Source organism: Apolloniradiicaulis salifontis, assembly GCF_053756655.1.
This window is the reverse complement of the sequence record NZ_CM132387.1, coordinates 617,861-644,855: the sequence shown is the minus strand read 5'-3', so window position 1 is coordinate 644,855 and position 26,995 is coordinate 617,861. Positions and strand designations below refer to the sequence as shown.

The following is a 26,995-nucleotide window of genomic DNA, read 5'->3' as shown; positions in this document are numbered from 1 at the left end:
TGATTTGTCCGGACAGATTAGCGCAGGCGTGGTCTGGCCGCCAGATCGCGCTCGAGCGATCTCGAAAGCGCTCCGGGACGCGCTTCAGGATTCGCTCCAGATGCGCAGGCTCCGCCATCTCACCGCTTTTTTCATTTGAAGGCGCCGACCGGGGCGCCCATTTTGCCGGTGTGACGGCTCTGAACCCCTCTTCGCCCCCCCTGCCGTATTGGCGCGCTCTTGCGAACGACCGCGCCCTTCCGGGCCGGGCGGGCGCCTACGCCGCCGCCGCCGCGCTTCACGCCGGCGTTCTGGCGCTCTTGCTCATGGCGCCGCCGGTGGTTCTGGATCCGGTGCGCGGGGCGGTGAATGCGGTGGAGGTGCGCCTTTACACGGTGGCCGGCGGCGAGGATGCGCAAAGCGATGCGCCGCTCTTTGAACCGCCCATCGCTGACGCACCGCAGGACGGCCAGGGCGATCTGGGCGCTCCGCCCGCGCCGGTGGTGATCGCGCCGGACATCGCAGAGGACACCGCCGCGCAGGCGCCGACCGAGGCCGACGAGCCCTCCGAGCCCGAGATCGCCGATACCGAGACTGAGCCGGCGCAAACACCAGGCGAACCCACCCTGGCCGCCGATGCCGGCGCGCGGGCGCCGGCCGGAACGCCGGGCGTGGCTGTCGAAACGGGAGCCGGTCAGGCCACCGAAGCGGCGGCGGCCCCGGCGCCTGGAGAGCCGCTGGCCACCACCCAGCTTGCGCCGGGCGAGCGGCGCGCACGCAGAGCCGGCCCGCCCACCTTCGCCGAGATTCTCGCCCGCGCCGAGACCCGGCTCGATCCGGCCGATTTTCAGGTGGCCCGGCTTCTGGGCGGCGTCAGGGGCGCGACGCAGGAAAGCTTCTGCCTGTCCTCGGCGTCGGGAAATCGCGACGCCATGGACTGCCCCGACGAGCCCAACGCCGCCAGCGCCGAGCTCGCCCGCTACGGCCTCATGGGGCTGGGCGAAGAGGCGCCGGACTTCATGGAGGACATGAGCCGGGTGGAGTTTCAGCTGCGTACGCTGGGCGCCGACGACAACACCGTGACGCGAATCCTCACCGGCCTGCGCGAGGCGCGCCGCGAGGCCATCAACACCCCGCCGCTCTCTCGCCAGCTGAACCGTGACGCCAGCGAGCGCGAGATCGACAATCTGGGCAATCCGCGCATGGGAATACCCATGCCGGACAATCCGGGCGGGTGAAGGCGCTCGCTCACGGGGCGCAAGCTTCAAGCAGGGCCGAGCGGGCGGGGCGCCGCCGCCCCGCCCGGCCAGGCGAACCACGCCTCTGATTTCAGACGCAGAGTTTCGGGGCGGCTAGTCCCGGGGCGGCTGCGGCGTTTCGGGCTCGCGGGGCGGCGCAGGCGCGCGCGGCGCGCCGGAAAGACGCGCTTCATCCTCCGCCAGCAGGCGATCAAGCTGCGACCCCGTGGCCTCCTCACCGTCGACCCAGGCACGCACCTCGCCGTCACGGCGCTCAATGCGGACCTCGCGATGAACGCCGTGCGACGCGGCGCCGGACCGCTCCCGCACTTCGGCCAGGCGTGCGCGCAGCTCTTCAAGCTCAACGGCCAGATCGGCGCGGGCCTCCTCCAGCTCCTCGCGTTCTTGATCCGTGAGCGTTCGGCGATCGCCATCCTCATAGGCCCAGCCGCGCTCCAGCGACCGGTCGAGCCCGGCCAGCCCGACGCGTATGCCGGCAAGGCCGGCTTCCAGCCCGAAGAGCTCCATGCCGCGGCCATGGGCTTGAGCGCGGCGGGCCATGCGCTCGGCGTCGCGCGCCGTACGCTCGTGTTCGCGCCCATGACTGTCGACGTCAGTGTCTAAATCAAAGTCAAAGTCGAAGCTCGCGCCGTCGCGCAACGCGACCACGAGGGCGTCATTGGCGAAGCCGGAGGCCAGCGCGGCCATGGCTTCGGCGAAGGCTTCGCGCTTGCCGTCGCTCCACAGATCTCCGTCCTCAAGCTCCAACTCGACATGGACGCGGTCGTCTCGCCCACCGGCCAGCGCCTGCTCGATCGCCGCAGCCGCATCGCCGCTGCGGCCCAGCTCGATGCGCTCGCCATTGACGATCAGAACCCGCGCGCCGTCATCGCCGGCTTCGGCGAGCTCGCGCGCCTCGACCGAGGCGCAGGCGATCAAAAGCGGCGCCAGGGCCGCAGCAGCTAGCAGATGTTTCATGGTGACGTCCTCCCGTTTGAACCGCGACCATGGAGCGACGAGGATTACCCCGTCACGACCGGCAGCTTAATTCGCCGTCATGGTTCGGTAAGGCCCGCCCCCGCCCGCTTGCCCTCTTCCGGCGGCGCGGCTAGCACTAGGATCGGGATTTGAACCGGCGCGGACATGGCGGCGAGCGAGGGATGACGGGGATGGACAGCTTAAACCGGCGCGCGCTTCTGGGCGCAGGCGCGGCGAGCCTCGCCACGTGGGCCGCAGGCGCGACCGGCGTGAACGCCGCCGCACTCACAATAGCCGGGGACACCTCCCTGACCCGGCCCCGCATTGAAGATCTGGTGGGGCCGCTCCTGATCCTTGGATTTCTCGGTGACGAGCCGGGCGCCGGCTCGGCGCCCGCGCTCACCGAGGCGCTGGGCGCGGGCCAGGTCGGCGGCGCACTTCTTCTGCGCCACAACGCGCGCACCAGGGCCGGCGCCGAAGGCCTGGCCGCCGAGATGCGCGCGGCGAACCCGAACGCCTTCCTGGCGATTGACCAGGAGGGCGGCTTTGTCCAGCGCCTGACCGAAGCCATGGGCTATTACAAGATCCCCACCGCCGCCGCGCTGGCTGAAGCCGGCCCCGAAGCCGCCGCCCAGAGCTTTGCGCGCGCCGCGTCCGAGTTGCGCGCGGCCGGCTTCAATCTGAACCTCGCGCCCATCGCCGACCTGCATCAGGAAGGCAACGCCGTGATCGGGCGCTGGCGGCGCGCGTTCGGCGATGATCCGGCTGTGGTGGCGCAGTATTGCGGCCTCTTCGTCGACGCCATGGAAGCCGAAGGCATCGCCTGCTCGATCAAGCACTTTCCCGGCCATGGCCGGTCGCAGGGCGACAGCCATGACGGCTTTGTGGACCTGACCCAGACCTGGAGTTTTGAGGAGGTGGAGCCCTTCGCCCGGCTCATCGACACAGACCACGCCCACCTGATCATGGGCGGACATCTGATCAATGAACGCCTGGACCCGTCCGGCGCGCCGGTCACGCTGTCAAAGCCGGTGCTCACCGGGCTGTTGCGCCAGGCCATGGGTTATCGCGGCGCGGTGATCACCGATGATCTGGACATGGGCGCCATCCGCGACCACTACACCCGTGAGGAGGCCTTCATCCAGGCCCTGCAGGCGGGCAACGACCTTATCCTGATCTCCAACTCGGCCAACGCCGATCCCGATCTGCCCCGGCGCTGCGTCGACTGGGCGGGCGCGGCGGTGGAGCGCGGCGATCTCACGCTCTCGCGCCTGATCGAGGCGAATACGCGCGTTGATGCGCTGAAAGCGCATATCGGGCTTTAGGACTGCGCTGAAACCTGTGTCCGGCAGCATCGGTCAGACGTGGAACTTCGCCGCCCGCTCGGCGCGGATCTTCATCTTTTCCGCAATCATCTCCCGCGCCAGCTCTTCAAACCGGGCCGCGTCGGGCGACGATTTACGAAAATACAAAAAGACCGGGTGAAGCGCGGCCGGATGGGCCAGGCGGCGAACCTTGAAGTCCGGATCACGGACCGCCTCGCCCAGCGCGTAAAGGCTGGGCAGGACGGCGACTCCGGCGCCGCTCACCGCCATCTGGCGCACCGCGTCCAGGCTGGCGCCGCGATACTCTTCGCTGAGATGCGCGCCCACCTCGCCGGCCAGCGTCTCCACGATGCGGGTGAGATGAAATTCAGGCCCCAGCGTCAAAAGCGTGCGCCCGGCAAGCGCGTCCAGCGAGGCCGGCGCGTCATCGGCCATGAGCGGATCGCCCGGTGCGCTGCAGATCCACAGCGTCTCCTCAAACAAGGGCCGCACCTCAAGCCCGGCGGCGTCGCCGCACGAGGCCACCACCAGATCAAGCTCGCCCGCAGCGAGGCGGCGCAACAGCTCAAGCGAGGCGCCCTCCAGCAATCCCAGGGTCAGATCAGGGCGCTCCGCCTGCAGGCGCTCGCGCACGCGGGGCATGAAATAGGCGCCGATGGACGGCAGGACGCCGGCCCGGATGCGCCGCGCCGGCGCCCTGGCCAGCCCCCGCGCGGCCTCGCGGAAGGCACGCCCGGCCTCCAGCGCATGCCGCGCCTTGTCCAGAAGCGCCGCGCCGTCTTCAGTCAGGCGAACCTTGCGCGAGGTGCGCTCGAAAAGGGTCAGCCCCAGCTCCGCCTCCAGCGCGGCGATCTGCTTTGAAAGGCTCGGCTGGGTCACCGCCAGCGCGTCGGCGGCCGGCCCGAAGGCCTGGCGCTCGGCGACCGCGACGAAATATTCCAGCTGGCGAAGCGTGGGGCGCATGGGAGCGGCTTTCTGTGGATCAATGCCTTCAGGTAATCGATCGAGGGCATGATTTCCATTAGAACATCATCGGTCCGGCGCCTACTTGGCTAAATGTGCGAAGCGACGCACGGATTGTCAGAGGACCACCCCATGAAAACTCTCATGTTCTCCACCGCGCTGGCCGGCGCCGCCCTCATGGCGTCCGCCGCCCAGGCCCAGACCGCCATCACCGAAGCCGACATCGCCGCCGCCCAGCAGGCCTGGGGCGAAGGCATCGTCGCCATCGGCGCCGCCTACACCGCCGGCGAGGACTATACCGCCGCCGCTGCCGACCATATCGAGCGCTTCTACGCCTATGGCGCGCATCCGGTGCTGTTCAAGCCGACGCTGGCCGCCGAAGACCAGTTCCGCGGCTCATTCGAAGAGGCCCTATCCTATTTCGTGGGCGGCTCAATCGAAGAAGACGGCGGCTTCGCCATCGCGCCCTACACCAATGTGCGCTGGGAAAACGAAGCGGTCTTCATCGATTCCGACAGCGCCATGGCCATGGGCAACTACTTCTTCACCACCACTGAAGGTGACGAGGTGAAAGTGGAATACAGCTTCGGCTACGCGCCCGACGAAAACGGCGATCTGAAGATCGTCCTGCACCACTCCTCGCTGCCGTTCAGCGCGGACTAGCGACGGTTCCTGCGCCGGGCGCGGCGGCTCCCCTCCCGCACCGCCCGGCGCCGGATTTTTTTGCACTGGTTTCAGCCATCATACGAGCGTTCATGAAGACCTGTTTCAGCGCATTTTTCGCCGCTCTCTCATGCTCCCTTGTCGCTTCCGGCGCCGCCTTGGCGCAGACCACCGGCACCGTATTCGGACCCGAAGTCGATCCTGACGCGCGCGAGCTGGAGTATCGCGTCGCAGCCGGGTTCGCCGAAACCGGCGAGGACGCGTCCTTCAGCCACCGGATACACTATCAGCAGGCGATCAATGATGTTTTGCGCTGGCGCGCTCTCGCAGCCTGGGCCGATCCGGCCGGCGGCGCTTTCGAGCTCGACCATGTTCAGGCCGAGCTGCTCTGGCAAATCGTGGGCCGCACGCCGGGCGGTTATTCCAGCGGCCTGCGCTTTGACGCGCGCCTGGCCGAAGGCGACGATACACCCCACGAGATCGGTGTGAACTGGACCAATCAGTGGGTCTTTGACGGCGGATGGCGAGCCCGTGCGCTTGTGCTGCTTGACCGCGATGTTGGCCCCGGCGCCAATGATGACTGGATCGTTGAGACGCGCGCCAGCCTCTACCGCTCCCTTGACGGCGGGCTCAGCGTCGGCGTTGAAAGCTTCAACGAATTTGGCGGGCTCGAGGCCGGGTTCGGCGGCTTCAATAATCAATCCCACCAGATCGGCCCAGCCCTCAGCGGCGATCTGGCCGCCGGGGTGGAATGGTCCGCCGGCGTCCTGTTCGGCCTCTCCGAGAGCGCTGACGATCACGATCTCATGCTCCGGCTGACCCGGCCGCTTTAGGCCGGGCCGGGTTCGTCGTAGAAACAAAGCGCCCGCCGCCATTGCGCGGCGGGCGCCGCTTCGGCTCAAGAAATTAAAACCATCATTTTTAAATATATGAAAAAATTAGCCTTAACCCTCATCCTCGCCTCCGAGGCCTGCGGGACCGCCTTTGCACAGACCACAAGCAGCGTGTCCGGGCCCGACATCTCCGCCGGCGCTAGGGAGGTGGAATACCGCGTAGCCGCGGCCTTTGGCGAAACGGTGGACGACGCCGCCTTCGCCCACCGGCTTCACGTCCAACACGCCGTGAACGATCAGCTCCGGTGGCGGCTGCGGGCCGCCTGGCGGGATCCCGAGGGCGGCGATCTTGATCTTGATCATCTGCAGGCCGAGCTGCACTGGCAGCTGGTCGAGCGCACGCCCGGCGGCTTTTCCAGCGGCCTGCGCTTCACCGCGCGGTCGGCCCTGCGCGACGGGCGCGCCGACGAGATCGGCGCCAACTGGATCCATCAATGGGCCCTTGAGGACGGCTGGCGCGTGCGCGCCCTTGTGGCGCTGGACCGCGAGATCGGCCCGGGCGCCAGGGATGACTGGATCGTGGAGACGCGCGCCAGCCTCTACCGCTCACTGGAGGGCGGGCTGAGCCTGAGCGTTGAAAGCTTCAACGATTTCGGCGGGCTCGAGGCCGGGTTCGGCGGCTTCAATGATCAATCCCACCAGATCGGCCCGGTGCTCAGCGGCGATCTCGCCGGCGGAGTGGACTGGTCGGCCGGAATCCTGTTCGGCCTGTCCGACGGCGCCGACGACCAGGACCTCATGCTGCGCCTCTCCCGGCCGCTCTAAGAAGCGGCGCCGGGCGGGGACGGCGCCTGCAAAAAGGCATGTCCGGACACGATTATTCTTCCTCCGGACACGAAACCTGTCACGCTCTGCGCGATCAGGGGCCATTAAGTCTGAACCATGCAAAACAATACACCCAAACGGCGCGAGCCAAAGAAGACCGTCTCCATAGAAGTGCGCGTCAGTGAGCAGGAAAAGCACGCCTTCATGGAGGCGTGCCGCACTGCGAACCGGTCGGCGAGCACGGTCTTGCGTCGTCTGATGAGGCTATTTGTTGCGCATCAACACCTCAGACACAGGACCCTTAAAATGATGACACGCTTTTTCTTTCACCCGGTTCGCGCCGGCGTCGCCTCCTTCGCCATGGTCGCGGCTCTTTCCATGAGCCTGTTTTTCAGCCCCACCGCTTCTGCAGATATGCGCTTCGCCTTTCAGGTACTCGTTGATGACGGCGTGGGTCAGATCGTCTCCACGGGCGAAGCGGACTTCGCATCCGGCGGATCAGTTGGTGATACTCTGGGCGACAGGGTTCGCTTCCGGCTCGCCGCTGCGCCTTGCCTGAACAGCGCTTCTTCCGTCTGCGCCGAAGACGATCGCCAGCTGGTGCTCAGCCTCTGGGATTATATTGACGGGGAGCTGGTGACCGCGACGGACCAGGGCATTGATGTCTCAAACTCCGGCGAGACCCGGTATGAAACTCGAATGGGCGATGGGCGGACGCTCGTTGTGCTTCTTGCACCCAGGGCGCGGGGCTGATCAGCTTTTTCGAGCACGAAACGAAAAAAGGGCGGCTCTTTCGAGCCGCCCTTTCCCGTAAGCGCTTGAGAGGCTGAGCCTAGAAGCCCATGCCGCCCATGTCGGGGCCTTGCTGGCCGCCGCCATTGTCTTTCTTGGGACGCTCGGCCACGGCGGCTTCCGTCGTGATCATCAGGGAGGCCACGGAGGCGGCGTCCTGAAGCGCGATGCGGGCCACTTTGGCCGGGTCGATGACGCCGGCTTTCACCAGGTCTTCGTAGACTTCGGTCTGAGCGTTGTAGCCGAAATTGGCGTCTTTGCTCTCATTGACCTTGCCGACCACGATGGAGCCTTCGACCCCGGCGTTCTCGGCGATCTGACGGATCGGGGCCTGGAGGGCGCGCGCCACGATGGCGATGCCCTGATCCTGATCGTCGTTCTCGCCGGTGAGGCCTTCAAGCGCCTTGGCGGCTTTGAGAAGCGCGACACCACCACCCGGGACGATGCCTTCTTCGACAGCGGCGCGCGTGGCGTTCAGGGCGTCGTCGACGCGGTCTTTGCGCTCTTTCACTTCGATTTCCGAAGCGCCGCCGACCTTGATCACCGCAACACCGCCGGCGAGCTTCGCCAGACGTTCCTGCAGCTTCTCCTTGTCGTAGTCCGAAGAAGTGTCCTCGATCTGGCGACGGAGCTGGCTGACGCGGCCTTCGATGGCGGTCTTTTCACCGGCGCCGTCGACGATCGTGGTGTCGTCCTTGGTGATGTTCACCTTCTTGGCGGTGCCCAGCATGTCCAGGGTGACGTTCTCGAGCTTGATGCCGATGTCTTCGCTGACAACGGTGCCGCCGGTGAGGACTGCGATGTCCTCAAGCATCGCCTTGCGGCGATCGCCGAAGCCGGGAGCTTTCACCGCAGCGATCTTCAGGCCGCCGCGCAGCTTGTTGACCACCAGGGTCGCCAGCGCTTCGCCTTCAACATCTTCGGCGATGATGAGCAGCGGGCGATTGGACTGAACCACCGCTTCGAGGACCGGCAGCATGGCCTGCAGCGAGGAGAGCTTCTTCTCGAACAGCAGGATGTACGGGTCTTCAAGATCGGCGACCATCTTGTCGGCGTCGGTCACGAAGTAAGGCGACAGGTAGCCGCGGTCGAACTGCATGCCTTCGACGACTTCCAGCTCGGTTTCGAGGGATTTGGCTTCCTCGACCGTGATGACGCCTTCATTGCCGACTTTCTCCATGGCGCGGGCGATCATCTCGCCAATGTCTTTTTCGCCGTTGGCGGAGATGGTGCCGACCTGGGCGATCTCTTCAGAACCCTTGATGGGGGTGGAGATCGACTTGATGTTCTCGACGACTTTCTTCACGGCCAGATCGATGCCGCGCTTCAGGTCCATCGGGTTCATGCCGGCCGCGACCGACTTCATGCCCTCACGGATGATGGACTGGGCGAGCACGGTGGCGGTGGTGGTGCCGTCGCCGGCTTCGTCATTGGTGCGCGAAGCGACTTCGCGGACCATCTGGGCGCCCATGTTCTCGAACTTGTCCTCAAGCTCGATTTCCTTGGCGACCGACACGCCGTCCTTGGTGGTGCGCGGCGCGCCGAACGAGCGCTCGATCACCACGTTGCGGCCTTTGGGGCCGAGGGTCACCTTCACGGCGTCGGCGAGGATATCCACGCCCCGGAGCATCTTCTCGCGCGCAGAAGCGCCGAACTTCACGTCTTTGGCAGCCATCGTTCGTCTCTCTATTCAAACTTTGAGTATGGGGGAGTAAGCGGGTGTCCGGCGCGATTTACGCGGCCTTGGACGCCGCCTTGCCGTCAAGAATGCCGAGGATGTCGGATTCTTTCATGATGAGGAGATCCTCACCATCAACGGTGACCTCGGTGCCCGACCACTTGCCGAACAGCACCCGGTCGCCGGCTTTCACGTCCAGCGGACGCACGGTGCCGTCTTCCTTGATGGCGCCGCCGCCGATGGCGACGATCTCGCCTTCCTGGGGCTTTTCCTTGGCGGTGTCGGGGATGATGATCCCGCCCTTGGTCTTGGCTTCTTCCTCGACGCGCTTCACCAGCACGCGATCATGGAGAGGACGAAAATTCATTGCGGTAGCTCCGTGTCTGAGCAAATTTGCTCGTTCAGGATTTCATCAGGTTTAGCCAGCCGGGCCGGGAGCTTTGGCACTCACCGGACCCGACTGCTAACGGAGCTGCAGGTAAGACCGTCGCGGTGACGCGTCAAGTGGGCGCACAGGGTATCGAGACGAAATATTTTCATCGCCGGTTCATCGCGGCGCCGGTTGATCGCCCCACACCCGCCATACTTACGCCACGCCTGCAGACGCTAGAATGAAAGCGGAGCGAAAACGGTTTGCTTGCGTTATTGCGCTTCAGCGTGCGTTCATATGAATGTCGCTCTTATAAAATACATCCGGAGCGTCCGGACAGGCTCCGGCGACGACCCGGACCCGCCGCTCTTGCTCTCTAGGAGGCTTTGCTCATGTTCATCCGTTCCATCACCGCCGGCGCGCTGGCCCTCGGCCTGGCTGCCGCCTGCACCACCACCGACCAGTACGGAAACGTCAGCCAGAACCGCACCGGCACCGGCGTTCTCGCCGGCGCGGCGGCGGGCGCGCTGCTCGGCACGCTGGCCGGCGGCGACGACCGCCGCAACGCGCTCATCGGCGCGGGCATCGGCGCCCTGGGCGGCGCTGCGGCCGGCAATTACATGGATCGCCAGGAAACCGCGTTCCGCGAGCGCCTGCGTAACTCCGGCGTTTCCGTGCGCCGCGTCGGCGACGACTTGATCCTCACCATGCCGGGCGACGTGACATTCGCCACCGATTCCGCTCAGGTCTCCCCGCGTTTCGGCCCGGTGCTGGACGATGTGGCCGACGTGCTTCAGACCTATCCGGCGACCTATGTGAACGTCATCGGCCACGCCGACTCGGTGGGCGCCGCCGACTACAACCAGCGCCTGTCGGAACGCCGCGCCAGCGCGGTGGCCTCCGACCTGATCAGCCGCGGCGTCATTCAGGACCGCTTCTACGTCGCGGGCATGGGCGAGACCCAGCCGGTGGCCGACAACTCCACCGATGCGGGCCGCGCTGCGAACCGCCGGGTGGAGATCCGCATCGCCCCGCACACCAGCTAAGCGCACCGCTTAACACGGACCAGAATGCGGCGCGCCCTCACAAGGGGCGCGCCGTTTTCTTGTATACCCTTCGTCAACCTGTCTTAACGCAGGCTATCATAAGGCTCATGGCGTCGTGATTCGACGCTTCTGGGGGAGGGTTGATGCCGAAGGCCGGCGACATACTGGTGGTGCTCACTTACGCCATGGTGGCCGTGGTCGCAGCCTTGGGATTCGACCGGCTGGATCTGATGAACACCCAGATGGCCTGGCTCATGGGGGCGCTGGTTTTCCTCATCGCAGGCCAGGTGCACGCCGCCGCGGCGCGGTCCCAGGAAAAATCCATGTTCCAGGACGAGCTCCACCAGCTCAAGGCCGCCAATCTGTCCATGCTTGAAGAGCTTGAAGCCGCCCAGGCGCGCCTGGACGCCATGGTTCCGGGGGTCCCGGGTGTTTCTGGGTCTCCGGCCTCTCGCGCGAGCGGCGCCCCCGGCACGAGCCCGGCGCCGGGCGAGGCCGGCGCACACGAACCGGCGCGCAGCGATGAACGGCTGGTGGCCGAGCTTCTGGCCCGGCTGGAACAGGCCGGCGCCACAGCGCCCCACCCCCATTTCGCCGCCGGGACCGGAGCACACGGCGCCGTCCGTGTGGACGCGGCGGTCGTGCGCGAGGCGCTCGACGCCAACCGGGTGGATCTCTACCTGCAGCCGGTGGTCGGCCTGCCCCAGCGGCGCACCTATTTCTATGAAGGATATACCCGCATCCGCGACGCCGACGGGCGTGTTCTGGCGCCGGCCGAGTTTCTGGCCGCCGCCGAGGAAGCTAATCTCATCACCGACGTGGACAATCTTCTGCTGCTGCGCTGCGTCCAGATCGTGCGCCGCCTCACCAAGCAGGACCGGCGTATCGGCGTATTTTGCAATGTCTCCATCAACAGCCTGGCCGATGACGAGTTCTTCCCCGCCTTTCTGGATTTCCTTCGCCGCAATTCAGATCTCGCCGGCGCGCTGATCTTTGAAATGCCGCGCGCCGCGTTTGAAGCGCGTTCGGCCACGGCGGCGCGCAACATGGCGCGCCTGGCTGATTTCGGCTTCCGCTTCTCCATCGATCAGGTCAGCGATTTCAATCTGGACCTGGCCGAGCTGCAGCGCGCCGGCGTGCGCTTCGTCAAAGCCTCCGGCCAGCGCCTGATCGAAGCCGCGCGCGGCCAGGAGCCCATCGCCGGGCGTCAGCCCGGCGCCCTTGCGCCGGAGGACATCGCCGGCCTGTTCGCCCGCTACGGCGTGGATCTGGTGGCCGAAAAGATCGAGACCGAAGCCATGGTGGTGGAAGTCCTCGATCTCGACATCGCCTACGCTCAAGGCCATCTCTTCGGCGCCCCGCGCCCGGTGCGCGACGACGTCCTCGACGCAGCCGACAAGGAAGTGCGGCGAGCGGGGTAGCGAGCAAGGCAACTCGTTCAGCATGGCAGAAGCTTGATGGATCGGGACGACCAAGGCTTTCGACGCTGGTTCGTTCCCGCACTCGCCGTCGGCATTGTGTTAGGGGCTATCCTGCACATTTTCGGACCACCCTGGCTTAACAAGCCAGTCATCTGGTTGGCGGCTATAATTATCGCATTGCTGGCATGGGTTGCTCGCGCTATAGCCCGCCATCTCCGAAGAAGCTAGAGAGAGCGACGACGCCCGAGTCCGCTGCTCGACGTTGACCCGCCCCGCCCGGCCCTCTACCTCGCATCCCATGACAACGCTCTCCTCCCTCGCCGCCGATTATGACGCCCTCCTGTGCGATGTCTGGGGGGTGATCCGCGACGGGCGCGACCTCGTGCCCGAGGCGCTGGACGCCCTGGTGAAGTTCCGCGCTGGGGGCGGCACGGTGGTGCTGCTCTCCAACTCGCCGCGCCGCGCCGCGTCGCTGAAGACCTTCCTTGGCGAAATGGGCGCCCGGCCGGGCGCCTTCGACGATGCGGTCACATCGGGAGACGCCACCCACGCCGTGCTCAGCGCCCGTGCGCCGGGGCCCGCCTATAAGCTGGGGCCGGCCTGGGACGATCCGCTCTATGAGGGCACTGGGCTGGAATTCGCCGAGCTGAAGGACGCCGCCTTCATCTCCTGCACCGGGCTGGTGGATTACGAAACCGAGACGCCGGACCAGTACGCGGATCTTTTGCGCGAGGCGCAGCTGCGCCGTCTGCCTTTGGTGTGCGCCAATCCCGACATCGTGGTGCAGGTGGGCGACCGCCTGCTCTATTGCGCCGGCGCGCTGGCGCAGATGTATGAGCAGATGGGCGGCGAGGTGATCCTGGCCGGCAAACCCCACCCGCCCATCTATGACCTGGCCTATACAAAGGTCGAGGCGATCCGCGGCGCGCCGGTGGACAAATCGCGCGTGCTCGCCGTCGGCGACGGGCCGGGCACCGACATCGCCGGCGCCCAGAGAGAGGGCCTGGACGCCCTCTTCATCGCCGGCGGGATCATCGCGGACCGGTTTGAAGCCGGCTTCTCCGCGGACAAGGCGCACGACATCCTCGCCGAGGACCAGCTTTCAGCGCGCTATTGCGCGCCGAAGCTGATCTGGTAGCGAGCAAGACTCTGCTTAGCGCAGTCGAACCCAAAGGGTTCGCAAGGACGACCGTCCGCCGGCACCCCGGACCGGGTCCGAGGGAGGAGCGAAAGCTCGGACGAGCTTGAGCATCAAGAAATAACGGTGCGCCTATCCACGGGACATCGTCCAACTTATTCCACCCCGACTGAACGCCTGCATAATGGGCGCGTCGATCTTCGAACGGCGCGGGCGGTCCGGACGCTCCGCGCTGGTTCGGGGAGGCGGCGCGCGGGCGGTCCGAACGGACCCGCCAGCCACGCCTGCCTGGCCTGGCCTAAGCCACGCCTTGTCCGACCGGACCGCCCGCGCCTCGCCTCTCGCGCGTCACCCCTCTCCGCCGCGCATCGCGTGGGCGGCGCTTCGCCATGCCTATCCGTCAATTTCCCAGCTTGCGTTCACGCTCACCGCGATGGAAAGCTCGCCCGGCGCGACCGGGGTTGAGGAATCCATGCTCTCCATGCGCGCCATGGCCATGGGCATGGGCCGCCCGCCGCCGCTCTCGGAGAAACTCACCAGGCGCACGACCGTGAACCCGGCCGCCTCGGCGTAGAGATCGCGCAGGCTCATGAGTTCGGTCACCGCTTCGCGGCGCGCCTCGGTGCGGGCGCGTTCAGCCTCACTGGAAAGAAACTCCACCCCGTCGAGCGAATTGGCGCCCGCCTCGAACACCGCATCGATCGCCGCGCCCACCGTGTTGATGTCGCGCAGCGTGGCGCTCACCTGGTTGGAGGCCTCATAGCCGGTGATGCGCGGCTCCTGATATTCGCCGCCGCTGCGGCTCGGGGCGTTGGCGTAGACCGGATTGACGTTCAGCCGCGCGGTCTGCAGATCGCTTTCCGCGACGCCGGCCCGGCGCAGGGCGGTGAACACCGCCTGCATCTTGGAGGCGTTGTCACGCACCGCCTCTGCTGCGGTGTCGGCGCGGCTGACGACGCCGGCGGTGATGCGCGCCTGGTCCGGCGACACGCTCACAGAGCCGGTGGCCGAAAGCGACAAGGTCGCCTCGCTTGGCTGTGTTGCGCTCTGGGCGCTCGCGGCCGGCGAAAACGCCAGGGGAACGGCCGCGGCCCCGGTCAGGAGCATCAGGGCGGCCAGGGCCGGGCGAATCGCGAGACCGGACAGGCGGCCGGACATTGTCGCTGACATCGTCGTGGACGTTCCGGTGGACGGGGCGGCGAAACGGGTCGGGGTCATGGGGGCGTCTCCTTCAGGTGAGCCGTTGATCGTAAGCCTATAGCAACCCGGTCACGTGGCGAAACCAAGCCCGCTTCGCGCCGCTTTCGCGGATGACGTCGATTTAACCAGGCCAGCCAGCCGCAAGACACGCTTTGCGCGCACGGCGCGGCACGTTAATAACGCATCTGCGCGCCTTTAGTGCGGGCCTGTAGCTCAATTGGTTAGAGCCGGCGGCTCATAACCGCTTGGTTGGGGGTTCGAGTCCCTCCGGGCCCACCATTTCCTCAATGCGCCGCTCAACTGGATCGTCAGCGCCAAGGCCGGACCTCTCATCGTCGGCGCCCATGGCCGAAATCCCTGAAGCAAAATAAGCTCTCAAGGGCGCAGGTTTAAGGGAAGCGGGCCAGAGGGTGCGGCCCGGATGCTCGTACACACCCTCCGACTTTCGAGCTTGACCGCTTTTTAGCCACTGCGGACAGTTGGAGGCCGCCGGCGCCCGGCTTTTGAAAGCCGGGCCGAGAGACATGCGCTTGCGACGGCGCGTTCTCAATGAATTCAGCACTTTTTTATGCAGCATGGGAGCAGGATTGACCCTCACATCCAGATACGCGGACGCGCTCGTCTTCGCCGCAACGGCTCATCGTGAGCAGACGCGCAAAGGCACGGCGATTCCCTACCTGTCTCACCTGATGTCGGTGAGCGCGCTCGTGCTGGAATACGGGGGCGACGAGGACCAGGCCATCGCCGGACTGCTTCACGACGCCATCGAGGATCAAGGCGGCGCCGCCATGGAGGCGCAGATCCGCGAGCGCTTCGGCGACCGGGTGGCGCAGATCGTGCGCGCCTGCACAGACAGCGATGCCGAGCCCAAACCTCCCTGGCGCGCGCGCAAGGAGGCCTATCTCGCCACGCTGCGGGACAAGAGCGATGACGCGCTTCTGGTCTCCCAATGCGACAAGCTTCACAACGCCACCGCCATTTTGAACGACGCCCGCATCATTGGACCGGCCATCTGGGACCGCTTCACCGGCAAGCGCGACGGGACGATCTGGTATTATCAAAGCCTCGCCGCGATTTTCGCCGAGCGTCGACCAGGGCCGCTGGCGGAGCGCTTCGCGCGCACCGTCAGTGAAATGGAGACGCTGGCCTGAGGCACGGATGGCCGGCGTGGCTGGATGTCGGCAGACAGGATCCGGCCACCAGAAGTCGCGTATAAGGCCGCCTCCGGGTCGCTTGGCGTCCAACTCCGGTAAGCGCTTGCAGGCCTCTAACGCGAGAAATCCCCGGCAGGGTCTTAACAGGTGCAGGCTAAATGACTGATGCATCTTCTAACGGCTCGACCCTCGCCCCCGCCCCGTCGCTGCGCGAGGCGGCGGCGGTGTGGTTTCGCATCGGCTGCCTCGGCTTTGGCGGGCCGGCGGGGCAGATCGCCCTGATGCACCGCGTGCTGGTGGAGGAGAAAGCCTGGATCGACGAGGACGGCTTTCTGGCTGGGCTGAATTTCTGCATGCTGTTGCCCGGCCCCGAAGCGCAGCAACTGGCGATCTATGTGGGCTGGCGCGTAAACGGAATTTTCGGCGCGCTGATCGCAGGCCTGCTCTTTGTCCTGCCCGGCGCAATCGTGATTTTCGCGCTCAGCGCGCTCTATATCCGGTTCAGTGATGTGGGCGTGGTGGCCGGCGCCCTGCACGGCGTGCAGGCGGTGGTCATCGCCGTGGTGGTGGAGGCGCTGGTGCGCATCGCCCGGCGCGCGCTGAAATCGGCGGCGGCCTACGCCCTGGCGGCGGCGTCGTTTTCGGCGATCTTTATGTTCGCCGTGCCGTTTCCCGTCATCATCGCAGGCGCGGCGCTGGCGGGCTTCGCGGCGTCGCGCGCGCGCCTCGACGGGTTTTCGGCCTCTCAGGCGCTCGCCCCGCCCCACGCCGCGCCGCCGCTCTCGATCCGGAGCGGACTGACCGCCAGCCTTGCCTGCCTGACGCTCTGGCTGGCGCCGGTGGCTCTGCTCATCGCTTTTCTGGGCCCGGAGCATGTCTTTGCGCGCCAGGCGGTGTTTTTCTCCCAGATGGCGGTGGTCACTTTCGGCGGCGCCTACGCCGTGCTCGCCTTTGTGGCGCAGCAGGCGGTGGAGGGGTTTGGCTGGCTTACTCCGGCGCAGATGGTGGACGGTCTGGGCCTGGCGGAGACGACGCCCGGACCGCTGGTGCTGGTGCTTCAATTCGTGGGGTTTATCGCCGCCGCGAACGCCGAGACCGGCCTTCCGCTTCTCCTGGCCGGCCTGATCGGCTCGGTGATCGTTCTGTGGACGACCTTTCTGCCCTGCTTCGCCTGGATCTTCGCCGGCGGCCCCTTCATCGACACGATCCAGCGCATCGCGCCTTTGCGCGCGGCGCTCTCGGCGGTGACGGCGAGCGTTGTGGGCGTGGTGCTCAATCTCTCCCTCTGGTTCGCGGTCCATGTCCTGTTCGGCCAGGTCGGCGAGTTCGAGGCGGGACCCATACGGGTGCTGGCGCCGGACCCGGCCTCGCTCGATCTCGCCGCCCTCGCCCTCTGCGCCACAGCGCTGATCGCCTTGCTCCGGTTCAAGATCAGCCTGCTCATCGTGCTTGTATCAGGGGCGCTGGCCGGCGCCCTCATCTCGCTCCTTTAAGTGGCTTTTCGTGTCTGTGATTGTCATTCCGATCTTCTGGCCGCTGGAGCCGGTGTCCTAGACCACCGCGCGCGGGATTTCTTGACAGGGCCAACCCCCGGGCGCACAGACCGCTGTGATGCAGCGGGTCATCCCGCATGCAGCGCCCCGCCGGCGCGCCGGCCCGAAATCGGGCCTGTACCCCGGCCCCGTACAATGAAACCGCAGATGGGTTCCGCCCGATTTTCCGCCCTGCCTGACACCCGGTCGACCGGCCAGCTCTCCGGCTCCTACGCCTCTGGCGACAGGGCCGCCGACCGCCGCGCCGAGTTCGCCGAAACCCTCGCCGCGCTAAGCGATTTTTCCGCCGCCGCCGAAACCCTCACTTCGGCCCTTGAGCTCGCTCCGGGCTGGGCCGCCGGCTGGTATCGGCTGGGTGAACTGCACCAGAGCGCCGGGTCGCTCAAAAACGCCGCAAAAGCGTGGCGGCGCGCCATGGCGCTGGATCCCGCCGACCGCTTCGGATCACGCGCCCGGCTGGAGCTTCTCACCGGCGAACGGCTGGCGGACGCCCTGCCGCCGGCCTTCGTCGAGGCGCTGTTTGATCAATACGCCCCGCGTTTTGACACCGCTCTGGTGGGCGGGCTCGCCTATCGCGGGCCGCAAATTCTCATGCGCGCCCTGGACGAGGCGGGCCTTCGCACCGTCGCCCGCGCGCTGGATCTTGGATGCGGCACCGGCCTGATGGGCGCGGTCATGCGCCCGCGCTGCGGCGTGCTTGAGGGCGTCGACCTGTCATCCGGCATGCTGGAGATCGCCCGGCGCCGCCAGCTTTACGACCATCTGTTCAAGGCCGATATCAGCGCATTGCCGCTGGACGAGTCCGGCTATGACCTGATCGTGGCGGCGGACGTGTTCGCTTATGTTGGCGCCCTTGAAGGCGTGATCGCCTGGTGCGCCGGCTCGCTCACGCCCGGCGGCCGCCTCGCCTTCACCGTGGAGGCGGCGGACGGCGCCGGCCTGGTGCTGCGCGAAAGCCGACGCTACGCCCATGGCCGCGCCTATCTGGAAGCCCTGATGGCTCAGGCCGGCTTCGAGGCCGTGCGTATCGAGGCGTGCGTGGTGCGCAAGGATCGCGGCGCCGACATTGAAAGCTTCTCTGTCACCGCCGCGCGCGCCGAAATCCGCCGGGCGCTGGAAGGCGACGGCGAGACCGAAGCGATGGCCTAGGCGATGTCCTGATCGGCCTCGCGGGAGCGTGTCGCGCTTCTTGAGTCGCCAGGCATTCAAATATGAGCAAAATGGCCATGGGCGCTTGCAGCGCCGTGCGTCCGGCAGGCGGGCGCATCAAACAATGGGGGCGGCCCATGGCTTCAAATTCATTCTCACGGCGCGGATTTCTGGGCGCAGCCGCCCTGGCGGGCGCGGCGGTGGGCGCACGCGCCTCGGCCGACCCGGTGGTGACGCCGTCCCAGACCGAAGGGCCGTTCTATCCAACCATGGATCAGGCCGATAAGGACGCCGACCTGACCCGGATCGAGGGCCGCGACGGCGTTGCATCCGGCGAAGTTGTCGAGGTCACCGGCCAGGTGATGGACGAAGCGGGCGCGCCTCTCGCCAACGCCGTGGTGGATGTGTGGCAGGCCAACGCCGCCGGCCGCTACGCCCATGAGGCCGACACCAATCCCGCGCCGCTGGATCCTGATTTTCAGGGCTGGGCGATTCTCACCACAGACGCGCTAGGCGGCTACCGGCTACGCACCATCAAGCCCGGCGCCTATCCGGTCATGGACGGCTGGTCGCGCCCGCCCCATATCCACTTCAAGGTGGCGCTGCGCGGCTATCGCGAAGTCACGACGCAGATGTATTTCGACGGCGAGCCGCTGAACGATGTGGACAGGGTTCTCAACAACCACCCCGAGGCTGAGCGGGCCGCACTCATCGCCGGGCGCGATCCTTCGTCCGGCGCTTACCGGTTCGACGTGGTGCTTCAGGCGGTCTAGGCGAGCCGCTTGAGAATCGCCTCGACAACCTCGCCGCGCGCCACCGTTTCTTGAGCGGGCTGGTCTTCGCGCCAGGTCTTGTTGTCGGTGATGCCGGCGGCGAGCTGTGCGCCCAGTTTCAGATCCTTGATCTGGGCCTGGCCCTGCTCGCGCTCGTCTGACCCGATGATCACGGCGAACTCGGCGCCGCGCCGGTCGGCGTATTTCAGCTGCTTGCCCATATTGCCGCCGCCCACGAAGGCTTCAGCGCGAAGGCCCCGCCCGTCGGGCAGCCTGGCGGCGCGCAGCTCGGCGGCGAGCGCGAAATACGCCGCCATCTGGTCTTTTTCCGCCGCTATCACCACCACCAGCGGATCGCCCTTGGCCGAATCCAGCCGGTTCAGCGCCGAGAGCGCCGCGGCGAAGCGCGAGACGCCGAAGCTGAACCCCGTGGCCGGCACGGCCTGACCGGTGAAGCGGGCCACCAAATCGTCATAGCGCCCGCCGCCACCGACAGACCCGAAGCGCACGGGCGTGCCGTCCTCATAGGTGGCGCTCGCCAGCAATTCCGCCTCGAACACCGGGCCTGTGTAATAGCCGAGGCCGCGCACGATGGACGGATCAAACGCCGCGCGCGTTTCATCCACGCCCAACGCCGCGAGCACGGCGTCGATCTCTTCCAGCGCCGCAACGCCTTGGGCGCCCACGCCCGACCCCACCACCGCGGTCAGCGCCTGGAGCACATCACCGCGGGTGTCCCCGGCGGCGTCCAGAAAGCCCAGCACGCGCTTGCGGCCGCCTGCGTCCAGCCCGGCGCCTTGCGTAAAGTCGCCGCTCTCATCCTTGCGGCCCTCGCCCAGCAATTGCTCGACGCCTTCAAGGCCCAGCCGGTCCAGCTTGTCGATGGCGCGCAGGACCCGCATCCGGCTTTCCGCCGCGGCGGACCCCAGGCTCTCCAGCACGCCGTCCAGCAGGCGGCGATCATTGACCCGGATGACGTATTCGCCCTGGGCGAGACCCGCCGCGCCCATGACTTCGCTCGCGAGCGCGATCATCTCCGCGTCGGCCGCCGGGCCCGGCGCGCCGACGCTGTCGGCGTCGCACTGGACAAACTGGCGGAAGCGGCCCGGCCCCGGCTTTTCATTGCGCCAGACTTCGCCGAACTGATAGCGGCGGAAGGGCTTGGCCAGATCCTGGAAATTCTCCGCCGAGAACCGGGCCAGCGGCGCGGTGAGGTCATAGCGCAGCGCCATCCACTGCTCGTCATCATCCTGCATGGCGAAGACGCCCTCATTGGGACGCTCCTCGTCGGGCAGGAATTTTCCCAGCGCGTCGGCGTATTCGAACGCCGGCGTCTCCAGCGGTTCAAAGCCCCAGCGCTCATACACCCCGCTGGCGGCGCTCACCAAGGCGCGCTCGGCGCGCAGCACGTGGGCGGAGCGGTCTTCGAAACCGCGCGGACGCCGGGCTTTGGGCTTGAACGCCTTGGTCTTGGCCATGGGAGGTGCTCGTTTCGTCAGTAAACGCCTTGGAAGGGCTCAGCCCTTAGCCTTGGCGGGCGAAACGATCAAGCGGCGCACGCCTTGCATGGCGCTGAGCGCTACAGCCCTTAGGAGTCCCGCCATGATCCGCACCGCCCTTTGCGTCCTGATGCTGGCCTGCGCGTTCACCGCGCCGAGCCTTGCCGACGCCGCCCGGGTGGAGGCGCTGAGCGCCCGCATCGCGCCGGAGGCCGAACTCCGCGCCGATCTGTACAAAAGCGCCCCCGCCGCCCCTGCCGACGCGCCCGCGCCGGGCGATGCGCTGCTGGCCGACCTGACAGACTTTGCGCTGGCCGCCCGCGCCCTGTCGCAGGAGATCGAGGAAAGCGGCGGCCCGCAGGATCTGCGCTGCATCTTTCGCGGCATGAGCGGGGATGTCACCGATCGCATCACGGCGCTGGACGCCGCACAGACCCGCGCCGACCTGTCACGCGCCTACACCGAAATCGCCCGGCTCGCCGGGCAGGCCCAGCGCATCGCCAGCGATCCGGAGCTGGCGGGTGAAACGGCGGCGCCCTGCGGCGCGGACTAACTATTCCGCCGCCACGTCGCGGGTCTTGACCAGTTTCTGGACTTTCTTCACCGCCCGCTCGCGCTTCAGGCGCGAGAGATAGTCGATGAAGACCACGCCTTCGAGATGGTCCATCTCGTGCTGGATGCACACGGCGAACAGGCCCTCGGCGATCTCTTCGCGCTTCTCGCCGTCATAATCGAGATACTCGATCTTCACCCGTTCAGGCCGTTCGACCTCGTCGAAAATCTCCGGCACCGAAAGGCAGCCTTCCGAATAGGGTTTGAGATCTTCGGTCAGCGGGGTGATCACCGGATTGATGAAATACACCGGGTCGTTTCGCTCATCAGACAGATCCATGACGATGACGCGCTTGTCCACGCCCACCTGGATCGCGGCGAGGCCGATGCCGTCGGCCGCGTACATGGTCTCCACCATGTCGTCCATGAGCGCGCGCAACTCATCGTCCACACCCGCTACGGGCTTGGAGACCAGCTTCAGGCGCGGGTCGGGAACGGTGAGGATGTCGCGTACGGCCATGTCTACAAATTAATCGCACCCGGCCCGGTGTTCAAGATTGCCGGACAGGCCGGCGCCCGAGCGACGCCCGGCCCTCGACAACCACCCCCTGCACGCGCCATCCTCTGACCCAGCGAACGGCGTTCACGAACCGGCCCCGGAGAGCCGGCGCGCCGTCAGGGAGGAGACCATGGACGCAGCGGCGCTCGACGCGGCGCGCATCGACCTTGCGCCGGGCGGATCGATCATCCTGCCCATCATTCTCGCCATGATCATGTTCTCTGTGGCCCTGAATCTGCGCCCGGGCGATTTCGCGTTTCTCAAAGCCCAGCCGGCGCGGTTCGCCGGCGCGGCGGCGGCGCAGATGCTGGCGCTGCCGCTCATGACCCTGGGGCTGATCCACCTGATCAATCCGATACCCTCGATCGCGCTGGGGATGATCGTGGTGGCGTGCTGTCCCGGCGGCAATGTCTCGAACTTCTTCACCCATCTGGCCAGGGGCGACACAGCGTTGTCGGTGGCGCTCACCGGCACGTCCAGCCTCGCCGCGGCGCTGGTCACGCCGGTATCCATCCTGTTCTGGACCAGTCTGTACGCACCCACCGCCGCCATCGTGGACGACATCGCGCTGAGCCCGGTTCCCTTCGTGGTCCAGACAACGGTGATCATGGCGATCCCCCTGATCCTGGGCATGATCGCCGCCCTGCGCTTTCCCGTCACAGCGGCGCGCGTGCGGCCGATCCTCATGGGCGCGGCCCTGATCGGCATTCTCGCCATGGTTCTGGGCGGGATCGCCTCCAACCTGGCGCTGCTCACGGCGACGGCGGGCGTCGTGCTGGGAATCGTGGTGATCCACAACGCGGCGGCCTTCATCACCGGCGCGGCCGCGGGGCGGCTACTGGGCTTTAGCGGCCCGCGCCGGCGCGCGCTCACCTTCGAGGTGGGCCTGCAGAACACCGGGCTGGGCCTGGTGATCCTGCTGGGCCAGTTTGAGGGCCTGGGCGGCGCGGCGGCCATCGTCGGCCTGTGGTCGATCTGGCACCTGTTCGCGGGGCTGGGCCTGGCCGGCGCGTTCCGCCTTTACGATGCGCGCACCGCCGCCGCGCGCGCCAGGCTCGCCGAGTAAGTTATCCGCCGAAGACGCCATCCAAGGAGCCACGCCATGGACTATGACCTGAAAATCACCAACGGACTGATCTTTGACGGATCCGGCGGCGCGCCCTTTTGCGGCGATGTGGGGATCAGGGACGGCGTCATCATTGCGGTGGGCGACGCCCCCGGCGCGGCGGAAAAGACCATCGACGCGCAAGGCCTGATCGTGACGCCGGGCTTTCTGGACGCGCACACCCATTATGACGGCCAGGCGAGCTGGGACGACCGGCTGGAGCCGTCCATCCGCCACGGCGTGACCACCGCGGTCATGGGCAATTGCGGCGTCGGCTTCGCGCCGGTGCGCGAGAGCGACCATGAGCGCCTGATCAAGCTCATGGAGGGGGTGGAGGACATTCCCGGCACCGCCCTTGCCGAAGGCCTGAAATGGGACTGGGAGAGCTTTCCAGACTATCTCGACGCGCTGGAGCGCACGCCGCGCACCCTGGATATCGCCGCCATGGTGGGCCATGACCCGTTGCGCGTTTTCGTGATGGACGAGCGGGCGAGCTTCGACGCCCAGGCCAGCGATGAGGAGATCGCGAGGATGCGCGATCTGGTGGGCGAGGCGCTGGACGCCGGCGCCATCGGGTTTTCCACCGGCCGCAGCGATCTGCACCGCACCGCCGACGGCGAATGGACACCGGCCAGCGAAGCCACGGCGAAGGAGCTCGCCGGCATCGCCGCGGCCTTCAAGGGCCGGACTCACGGCGTCATCCAGGCGGTCTCCGATTTCGATCTGGAGCGCGACGCGGAGAAGTTTCCCGCAGAATGGGCGGTCATCGAGCAATATGTGAAGGCGGCCGGCGGGCGGCCCTTCTCCATCTCGGTGATGCAGCGCGATTTCGCGCCGGACCAGTGGAAGAAGATCCTGCAGGGTCTGGAAAAGCTCGACGCCGAGGGCTTCACCGTGCGCGCCCAGGTCGCCCCGCGCGCCATCGGCGTGTTTCTGGGGCTGCAGTGCACCTTCCACCCCTTCATGGGCTATCCCGCCTACAAGGAGATCGCCCATCTGCCGCTGGATGAGCGGGTGACGGTGATGGAATCAGAGAGCTTCAAGCGCAAACTCCTCGCCCAGCGCTCCGACAAACTGGCCGGCCCCGGCAGCTCCATCCCTCCAATCGCCGACCTGCTCATCGAGAACATGGACTTCGTCGCCGAGAAGCTGTTCACCCTGTCGCAAGAGCCCGACTACGAGCAGCCGCCGGAAGCCTCCATCGCCGCCAAAGCGCGAGCCAACGGCGTCTCGGTGTGGGAGCAGCTCTACGACACGGTGGTGGCCCGCGACGGGCGAGAGCTGATCTATCTGCCGATCTATAATTACACCGAGCTCAGCTACGATAATGTCAAAGCCATGATGGACCATCCCCTGGCCATGATGGGCCTGTCCGACGGCGGCGCCCATGTGGGCACGGTCTGCGATGCGAGCTTTCCCACTTATCTGATAAGCCACTGGACCCGCGACCGCGCGCGCGGCGAGACGATCCCGCTGGAACGCGCCGTTCAGATGCTCACCGCCGACATCGCTGATTATCTCGGGCTTTCCGATCGCGGCCGGATCAAGCCGGGGCTGAAGGCCGATCTCAACATCATCGACTACGACCACCTCAAGCTCGCCCCGCCCCGCCTGGTGCAGGACCTGCCCGCCGGCGGCCAACGCCTGTTGCAGGACGCCAAGGGCTATCGCGCGACGATTGTCGCCGGCGAGGTTGTGGTGGAACATGATCAGCTTACCGAGGCCCGGCCCGGACGGCTGGTGCGGTCGGGGCGGCAGATGGCGATGGCGGCGGAGTGAGGGGTTCTGGGCTTTAGGGCTTAAGCGCCGCCACCCCCTCCGTCCACTTCGCGGACACCTCCCCCATCAAGGGGGAGGACAAGCTCTGTGATCTTTGTCCCTCCCCTGGATGGGGAGGGTGGGCCGGACCGTTAGGTCCGGGTCGGGTGGGGTGCGGTGGCGATGGCGGCGGAGTGATCCCTCCCCTGTCATCCCGGCCGGAGCTGCGACGCAGCGCAGAGCCGGGACCCCAAGCATCCGGGATCTCAGAGTTTTCGTGGCGCCGCATGGGGTCCCGGATAGCGCTTCGCGCTTCCGGGATGACATTTCGGGCGCTTAGAAAAACCCCTTCATCTGCCTTGCCGCCTGGCGGATGCGTTGTTCGTTCTCCACCATCGCAAGGCGCACATGGCCGTCGCCGCGTTCGCCGAAGCCGAGGCCCGGCGCCACTGCGACGCCGGTTTTTTCCAGCAGCAGCTTTGAGAACTCCACCGAGCCCAGCTCGCGGTGGCTTTCCGGGATCGGCGCCCAGGCGAACATGGTTGCGGGCGGGACCGGCACGGGAAATCCGATGCGGCCGAAGCTCTCCACCATGACGTCGCGGCGCGCCTTGTAGATCCGGCGGGCGTAGTCGACATGGTCCTGGGGACCGTCCAGCGCCGCCACGGCCGCGATCTGGATCGGTGTGAACGCGCCGTAATCGAGATAGGATTTCACACGCTTCAGGGCGTCCACCAGCCGCCGGCTCCCTGCGGCGAAGCCGATGCGCCAGCCGGGCATGGAATAGGTCTTGGACATGGAGGTGAACTCCACCGCCACGTCGCGCGCGCCTTCCACCTCGAGGATGGACGGCGGCGGGGTCCCGTCGAAATAGATCTCCGAATAGGCGAGGTCGGAGATCAGTACGAGGTCATGGGCTTTGGCGAGCTTCACGGCTTCGCGGTAGAAATCGAGATCCACCACCTGGGCTGTGGGGTTGGACGGAAAGTTCAGCACCAGGGCGCCGGGCGAGGGAATCGAGCGACGGCAGGCATGGGCCGCCTCGCGCAGAAAATCCTCGGGGTCTTTGAAACCCACCGGACGCACGGCCGCGCCGGCGATCAGGAAGCCGAACATGTGGATGGGATAGCTGGGATCGGGCGCCAGGATGACGTCGCCGGGCGCGGTGATCGCCTGGGCCAGATTGGCGAGCCCCTCCTTGGAGCCCAGCGTGACGCAGACCTCCTTGTCGGGATCGAGCTCCACATTGAAGCGCCGCGCATAATAGCGCGACAGCGCCGCGCGCAGCGATTTCACGCCCTGGCTGGCCGAATAGCGGTGGGCGCGCGGATCGGCGGCGACCTCCACCAGCTTGTCGATGATGTGTTTCGCCGGCGGCAGGTCGGGATTGCCCATGCCGAAATCGATGACGTCTCGGCCTTCCTTGCGATAGGCGAGCTTTAACCGGTTCACCTCGGCGAACACGTAAGGGGGAAGCCGGCGTTCGCGGTAGAAGGCGGGTTCAGGCTGGGCGGTCATGGGGCGTTCCTGCTGAGTGGGGCCACAGCTATGGGAAACCCGCGATAAGGCGTCAATGGGGCGCCCAAGCGGACCGGCGCAGCATGGGGCGCAGCAATCGCCTCAGAGCGCGTCCTTCAGCTCCTGCTTCAGATCGCCGGAGTCACGCTTGACTATCTTTTTCGCTTTCTTCAGCGCCTTTGACTCCAGCGCCTTGCGCCGGGCCTTCAGGGCGTCGATCGCCTCATCCACATGGAGGCCCTGACGATCCTCCAGCCGATTGATCAGGCGCGTGAGGTCATGGTGATCGCCCAGAAGATCGGCGGCCTTCTTGGCCTTCTTGCGTTTCTTCTTTACGCCGTCCGGCCACACGCCTTTCAGCGCGGTGGTGTGATAGCGCCAATCCTTCACCCGTTTTCTGAGCTCGTGAAGCGTCTCGCCGCCAGGCGCGTCTTCGGCGGTCTTGAAGCGCTTCTTCGCCCGCTTGTAGGTGCGCGCCAGACCCTTGGCGATGGCCTCAGCCGGGTCCTTTGAAAGGTCGGCCTTCTGCACCTCGCCCGCCATCTCGTCGAGCATGGCGCGGGCCTGACCGGCGGCGCGGGTGCGGTCGATGCGCTGGCCGTCCTCGCGGGCGCGCTCGCCCTCCTTGCGGATGACCGCGGCGATCTCGGGGCTTTCGCAATGGATCGCGGCGGCCCGCGCGATCTGCTCCAGGCTGTCGGCGTCGCGGGCCTCCTCCAACTCGTTCGCCGCGCGCCGGCCGGCGGCGTTGATGCGCTTTGAGGCTCTCTTGTCGCCCTTGCGGATCAGCCGCGCATTGGAGCGCGCCTTCTTGATCGCCTTGCGCGCCTCATGGACAGCATACAGCGGATCGCGCTCAATGCGCTCAAGCGCGGCGCGCGCCTGATCGATCTCCGCAAGGATCACGTCAGGCATTTGGGAAAAGC

Annotated in this window: 25 protein-coding genes and 1 tRNA gene; 17 read left to right on the top strand and 9 right to left on the bottom strand. The window is 66.8% G+C overall.

Going from position 1 to position 26,995, the window contains the following annotated elements; genetic code table 11:
* Positions 1–170 precede the first annotated feature (170 nt).
* On the top strand, positions 171–1,217 hold the full coding sequence (locus ACWCOP_RS03035; RefSeq protein WP_478249757.1) for a hypothetical protein: 1,047 nt from the start codon (positions 171–173) through the stop codon (positions 1,215–1,217).
* Between the two features lie 114 nt (positions 1,218–1,331).
* On the opposite strand, the gene ACWCOP_RS03030 is transcribed toward ACWCOP_RS03035, so the two are convergent.
* Positions 1,332–2,195, bottom strand: coding sequence for a hypothetical protein (locus ACWCOP_RS03030; protein ID WP_478249756.1), 864 nt, complete (start codon positions 2,193–2,195; stop codon positions 1,332–1,334).
* Between the two features lie 191 nt (positions 2,196–2,386).
* Between ACWCOP_RS03030 and ACWCOP_RS03025 the strand changes: the two genes are divergently transcribed.
* A complete protein-coding gene (locus tag ACWCOP_RS03025; protein ID WP_478249755.1) occupies positions 2,387–3,520 on the top strand; it encodes a glycoside hydrolase family 3 N-terminal domain-containing protein in 1,134 nt (377 codons plus the stop codon).
* 33 nt (positions 3,521–3,553) lie between these two features.
* Here ACWCOP_RS03025 and ACWCOP_RS03020 read toward each other — a convergent pair whose 3' ends face one another.
* The gene (locus ACWCOP_RS03020) at positions 3,554–4,483 is read right to left on the bottom strand and encodes a LysR substrate-binding domain-containing protein (protein WP_478249754.1); all 930 of its coding nucleotides are present in this window, start codon (positions 4,481–4,483) and stop codon (positions 3,554–3,556) included.
* Between the two features lie 132 nt (positions 4,484–4,615).
* On the opposite strand from ACWCOP_RS03020, the gene ACWCOP_RS03015 reads away from it, so the two are divergent.
* The 4 genes from ACWCOP_RS03015 (at position 4,616) to ACWCOP_RS03000 (ending at position 7,557) form a co-directional block, all read left to right on the top strand.
* Positions 4,616–5,146, top strand: a complete 531-nt coding sequence (locus tag ACWCOP_RS03015; RefSeq protein ID WP_478249753.1) for a phosphoribosyl-AMP cyclohydrolase — start codon at positions 4,616–4,618, stop codon at positions 5,144–5,146.
* Positions 5,147–5,304: 158 nt separating this feature from the next.
* On the top strand, positions 5,305–5,979 hold the full coding sequence (locus tag ACWCOP_RS03010; RefSeq protein WP_478249752.1) for a hypothetical protein: 675 nt from the start codon (positions 5,305–5,307) through the stop codon (positions 5,977–5,979).
* A 171-nt stretch (positions 5,980–6,150) separates the two neighbouring features.
* Positions 6,151–6,804, top strand: coding sequence for a hypothetical protein (locus ACWCOP_RS03005; RefSeq protein ID WP_478249751.1), 654 nt, complete (start codon positions 6,151–6,153; stop codon positions 6,802–6,804).
* Positions 6,805–6,921: 117 nt separating this feature from the next.
* Positions 6,922–7,557, top strand: a complete 636-nt coding sequence (locus ACWCOP_RS03000) for a hypothetical protein (RefSeq protein ID WP_478249750.1) — start codon at positions 6,922–6,924, stop codon at positions 7,555–7,557.
* A gap of 79 nt (positions 7,558–7,636) precedes the next feature.
* Here ACWCOP_RS03000 and groL read toward each other — a convergent pair whose 3' ends face one another.
* Positions 7,637–9,271 carry a chaperonin GroEL gene (groL, locus tag ACWCOP_RS02995; RefSeq protein WP_478249749.1) on the bottom strand — a complete coding sequence of 545 codons (1,635 nt, stop codon included), beginning with the start codon at positions 9,269–9,271 and terminating at the stop codon, positions 7,637–7,639.
* A 58-nt stretch (positions 9,272–9,329) separates the two neighbouring features.
* A complete protein-coding gene (gene groES / locus ACWCOP_RS02990) occupies positions 9,330–9,641 on the bottom strand; it encodes a co-chaperone GroES (protein WP_478249748.1) in 312 nt (103 codons plus the stop codon).
* A gap of 395 nt (positions 9,642–10,036) precedes the next feature.
* On the opposite strand from groES, the gene ACWCOP_RS02985 reads away from it, so the two are divergent.
* From ACWCOP_RS02985 to ACWCOP_RS02975, 3 genes are all read left to right on the top strand, one after another.
* Positions 10,037–10,690 (top strand): YiaD family glycine zipper/OmpA-like lipoprotein, encoded by a 654-nt coding sequence (locus tag ACWCOP_RS02985; RefSeq protein ID WP_478249747.1) that lies wholly within the window; start codon positions 10,037–10,039, stop codon positions 10,688–10,690.
* Positions 10,691–10,833: 143 nt separating this feature from the next.
* Positions 10,834–12,111, top strand: coding sequence for an EAL domain-containing protein (locus tag ACWCOP_RS02980; RefSeq protein WP_478249746.1), 1,278 nt, complete (start codon positions 10,834–10,836; stop codon positions 12,109–12,111).
* A gap of 298 nt (positions 12,112–12,409) precedes the next feature.
* Positions 12,410–13,249, top strand: coding sequence for a TIGR01459 family HAD-type hydrolase (locus ACWCOP_RS02975; protein ID WP_478249745.1), 840 nt, complete (start codon positions 12,410–12,412; stop codon positions 13,247–13,249).
* Positions 13,250–13,642: 393 nt separating this feature from the next.
* On the opposite strand, the gene ACWCOP_RS02970 is transcribed toward ACWCOP_RS02975, so the two are convergent.
* Positions 13,643–14,467: an SIMPL domain-containing protein gene (locus ACWCOP_RS02970; protein WP_478249744.1), complete on the bottom strand. Its 825-nt coding sequence runs from the start codon at positions 14,465–14,467 to the stop codon at positions 13,643–13,645.
* A gap of 184 nt (positions 14,468–14,651) precedes the next feature.
* On the opposite strand from ACWCOP_RS02970, the gene ACWCOP_RS02965 reads away from it, so the two are divergent.
* The 5 genes from ACWCOP_RS02965 (at position 14,652) to pcaG (ending at position 19,078) form a co-directional block, all read left to right on the top strand.
* Positions 14,652–14,728: transfer RNA gene (locus tag ACWCOP_RS02965), tRNA-Ile, on the top strand.
* A 308-nt stretch (positions 14,729–15,036) separates the two neighbouring features.
* Positions 15,037–15,600, top strand: a complete 564-nt coding sequence (locus ACWCOP_RS02960; protein WP_478249743.1) for an HD domain-containing protein — start codon at positions 15,037–15,039, stop codon at positions 15,598–15,600.
* A 161-nt stretch (positions 15,601–15,761) separates the two neighbouring features.
* Positions 15,762–17,096 (top strand): chromate efflux transporter, encoded by a 1,335-nt coding sequence (chrA, locus tag ACWCOP_RS02955; protein WP_478249742.1) that lies wholly within the window; start codon positions 15,762–15,764, stop codon positions 17,094–17,096.
* Between the two features lie 207 nt (positions 17,097–17,303).
* On the top strand, positions 17,304–18,305 hold the full coding sequence (locus tag ACWCOP_RS02950; RefSeq protein ID WP_478249741.1) for a class I SAM-dependent DNA methyltransferase: 1,002 nt from the start codon (positions 17,304–17,306) through the stop codon (positions 18,303–18,305).
* A 137-nt stretch (positions 18,306–18,442) separates the two neighbouring features.
* Positions 18,443–19,078 (top strand): protocatechuate 3,4-dioxygenase subunit alpha, encoded by a 636-nt coding sequence (pcaG, locus tag ACWCOP_RS02945; RefSeq protein ID WP_478249740.1) that lies wholly within the window; start codon positions 18,443–18,445, stop codon positions 19,076–19,078.
* Here pcaG and hisS read toward each other — a convergent pair.
* Positions 19,075–20,556 (bottom strand): histidine--tRNA ligase, encoded by a 1,482-nt coding sequence (gene hisS / locus ACWCOP_RS02940; protein WP_478249739.1) that lies wholly within the window; start codon positions 20,554–20,556, stop codon positions 19,075–19,077. The two genes, pcaG and hisS, sit on opposite strands and share 4 nt — an antisense overlap.
* Positions 20,557–20,680: 124 nt before the next feature.
* On the opposite strand from hisS, the gene ACWCOP_RS02935 reads away from it, so the two are divergent.
* The gene (locus ACWCOP_RS02935; RefSeq protein ID WP_478249738.1) at positions 20,681–21,130 is read left to right on the top strand and encodes a hypothetical protein; all 450 of its coding nucleotides are present in this window, start codon (positions 20,681–20,683) and stop codon (positions 21,128–21,130) included.
* On the opposite strand, the gene def is transcribed toward ACWCOP_RS02935, so the two are convergent.
* Complete coding sequence (gene def, locus ACWCOP_RS02930; protein ID WP_478249737.1) at positions 21,131–21,649, bottom strand: peptide deformylase; 519 nt, start codon at positions 21,647–21,649, stop codon at positions 21,131–21,133. It lies immediately after the preceding gene.
* A gap of 169 nt (positions 21,650–21,818) precedes the next feature.
* Between def and ACWCOP_RS02925 the strand changes: the two genes are divergently transcribed.
* Complete coding sequence (locus ACWCOP_RS02925; RefSeq protein ID WP_478249736.1) at positions 21,819–22,754, top strand: bile acid:sodium symporter family protein; 936 nt, start codon at positions 21,819–21,821, stop codon at positions 22,752–22,754.
* Between the two features lie 36 nt (positions 22,755–22,790).
* A complete protein-coding gene (locus ACWCOP_RS02920; RefSeq protein ID WP_478249735.1) occupies positions 22,791–24,572 on the top strand; it encodes an N-acyl-D-amino-acid deacylase family protein in 1,782 nt (593 codons plus the stop codon).
* 315 nt (positions 24,573–24,887) lie between these two features.
* On the opposite strand, the gene ACWCOP_RS02915 is transcribed toward ACWCOP_RS02920, so the two are convergent.
* Positions 24,888–26,069: an LL-diaminopimelate aminotransferase gene (locus ACWCOP_RS02915; protein ID WP_478249734.1), complete on the bottom strand. Its 1,182-nt coding sequence runs from the start codon at positions 26,067–26,069 to the stop codon at positions 24,888–24,890.
* 102 nt (positions 26,070–26,171) lie between these two features.
* Positions 26,172–26,984, bottom strand: coding sequence for a CHAD domain-containing protein (locus ACWCOP_RS02910; RefSeq protein ID WP_478249733.1), 813 nt, complete (start codon positions 26,982–26,984; stop codon positions 26,172–26,174).
* Between the last annotated feature and the right edge of the window lie 11 nt (positions 26,985–26,995).

What these genes read in the sequence shown, in the direction of transcription:
- ACWCOP_RS03025 (WP_478249755.1), top strand. Translation starts at nt 2,387, where the DNA reads ATGGACAGCTTAAACCGGCGCGCGCTTCTGGGCGCAGGCGCGGCGAGC.
- ACWCOP_RS03000 (WP_478249750.1), top strand. Translation starts at nt 6,922, where the DNA reads ATGCAAAACAATACACCCAAACGGCGCGAGCCAAAGAAGACCGTCTCC.
- ACWCOP_RS02975 (WP_478249745.1), top strand. Translation starts at nt 12,410, where the DNA reads ATGACAACGCTCTCCTCCCTCGCCGCCGATTATGACGCCCTCCTGTGC.
- ACWCOP_RS03020 (WP_478249754.1), bottom strand. Translation starts at nt 4,483, where the DNA reads ATGCGCCCCACGCTTCGCCAGCTGGAATATTTCGTCGCGGTCGCCGAG.
- groL (WP_478249749.1), bottom strand. Translation starts at nt 9,271, where the DNA reads ATGGCTGCCAAAGACGTGAAGTTCGGCGCTTCTGCGCGCGAGAAGATG.
- ACWCOP_RS02980 (WP_478249746.1), top strand. Translation starts at nt 10,834, where the DNA reads ATGCCGAAGGCCGGCGACATACTGGTGGTGCTCACTTACGCCATGGTG.
- ACWCOP_RS02935 (WP_478249738.1), top strand. Translation starts at nt 20,681, where the DNA reads ATGATCCGCACCGCCCTTTGCGTCCTGATGCTGGCCTGCGCGTTCACC.
- ACWCOP_RS03030 (WP_478249756.1), bottom strand. Translation starts at nt 2,195, where the DNA reads ATGAAACATCTGCTAGCTGCTGCGGCCCTGGCGCCGCTTTTGATCGCC.
- chrA (WP_478249742.1), top strand. Translation starts at nt 15,762, where the DNA reads ATGACTGATGCATCTTCTAACGGCTCGACCCTCGCCCCCGCCCCGTCG.
- groES (WP_478249748.1), bottom strand. Translation starts at nt 9,641, where the DNA reads ATGAATTTTCGTCCTCTCCATGATCGCGTGCTGGTGAAGCGCGTCGAG.
- ACWCOP_RS02915 (WP_478249734.1), bottom strand. Translation starts at nt 26,069, where the DNA reads ATGACCGCCCAGCCTGAACCCGCCTTCTACCGCGAACGCCGGCTTCCC.
- ACWCOP_RS02910 (WP_478249733.1), bottom strand. Translation starts at nt 26,984, where the DNA reads ATGCCTGACGTGATCCTTGCGGAGATCGATCAGGCGCGCGCCGCGCTT.
- pcaG (WP_478249740.1), top strand. Translation starts at nt 18,443, where the DNA reads ATGGCTTCAAATTCATTCTCACGGCGCGGATTTCTGGGCGCAGCCGCC.
- ACWCOP_RS03015 (WP_478249753.1), top strand. Translation starts at nt 4,616, where the DNA reads ATGAAAACTCTCATGTTCTCCACCGCGCTGGCCGGCGCCGCCCTCATG.
- ACWCOP_RS02985 (WP_478249747.1), top strand. Translation starts at nt 10,037, where the DNA reads ATGTTCATCCGTTCCATCACCGCCGGCGCGCTGGCCCTCGGCCTGGCT.
- ACWCOP_RS02920 (WP_478249735.1), top strand. Translation starts at nt 22,791, where the DNA reads ATGGACTATGACCTGAAAATCACCAACGGACTGATCTTTGACGGATCC.
- hisS (WP_478249739.1), bottom strand. Translation starts at nt 20,556, where the DNA reads ATGGCCAAGACCAAGGCGTTCAAGCCCAAAGCCCGGCGTCCGCGCGGT.
- ACWCOP_RS02970 (WP_478249744.1), bottom strand. Translation starts at nt 14,467, where the DNA reads ATGACCCCGACCCGTTTCGCCGCCCCGTCCACCGGAACGTCCACGACG.
- ACWCOP_RS02925 (WP_478249736.1), top strand. Translation starts at nt 21,819, where the DNA reads ATGGACGCAGCGGCGCTCGACGCGGCGCGCATCGACCTTGCGCCGGGC.
- def (WP_478249737.1), bottom strand. Translation starts at nt 21,649, where the DNA reads ATGGCCGTACGCGACATCCTCACCGTTCCCGACCCGCGCCTGAAGCTG.
- ACWCOP_RS02950 (WP_478249741.1), top strand. Translation starts at nt 17,304, where the DNA reads ATGGGTTCCGCCCGATTTTCCGCCCTGCCTGACACCCGGTCGACCGGC.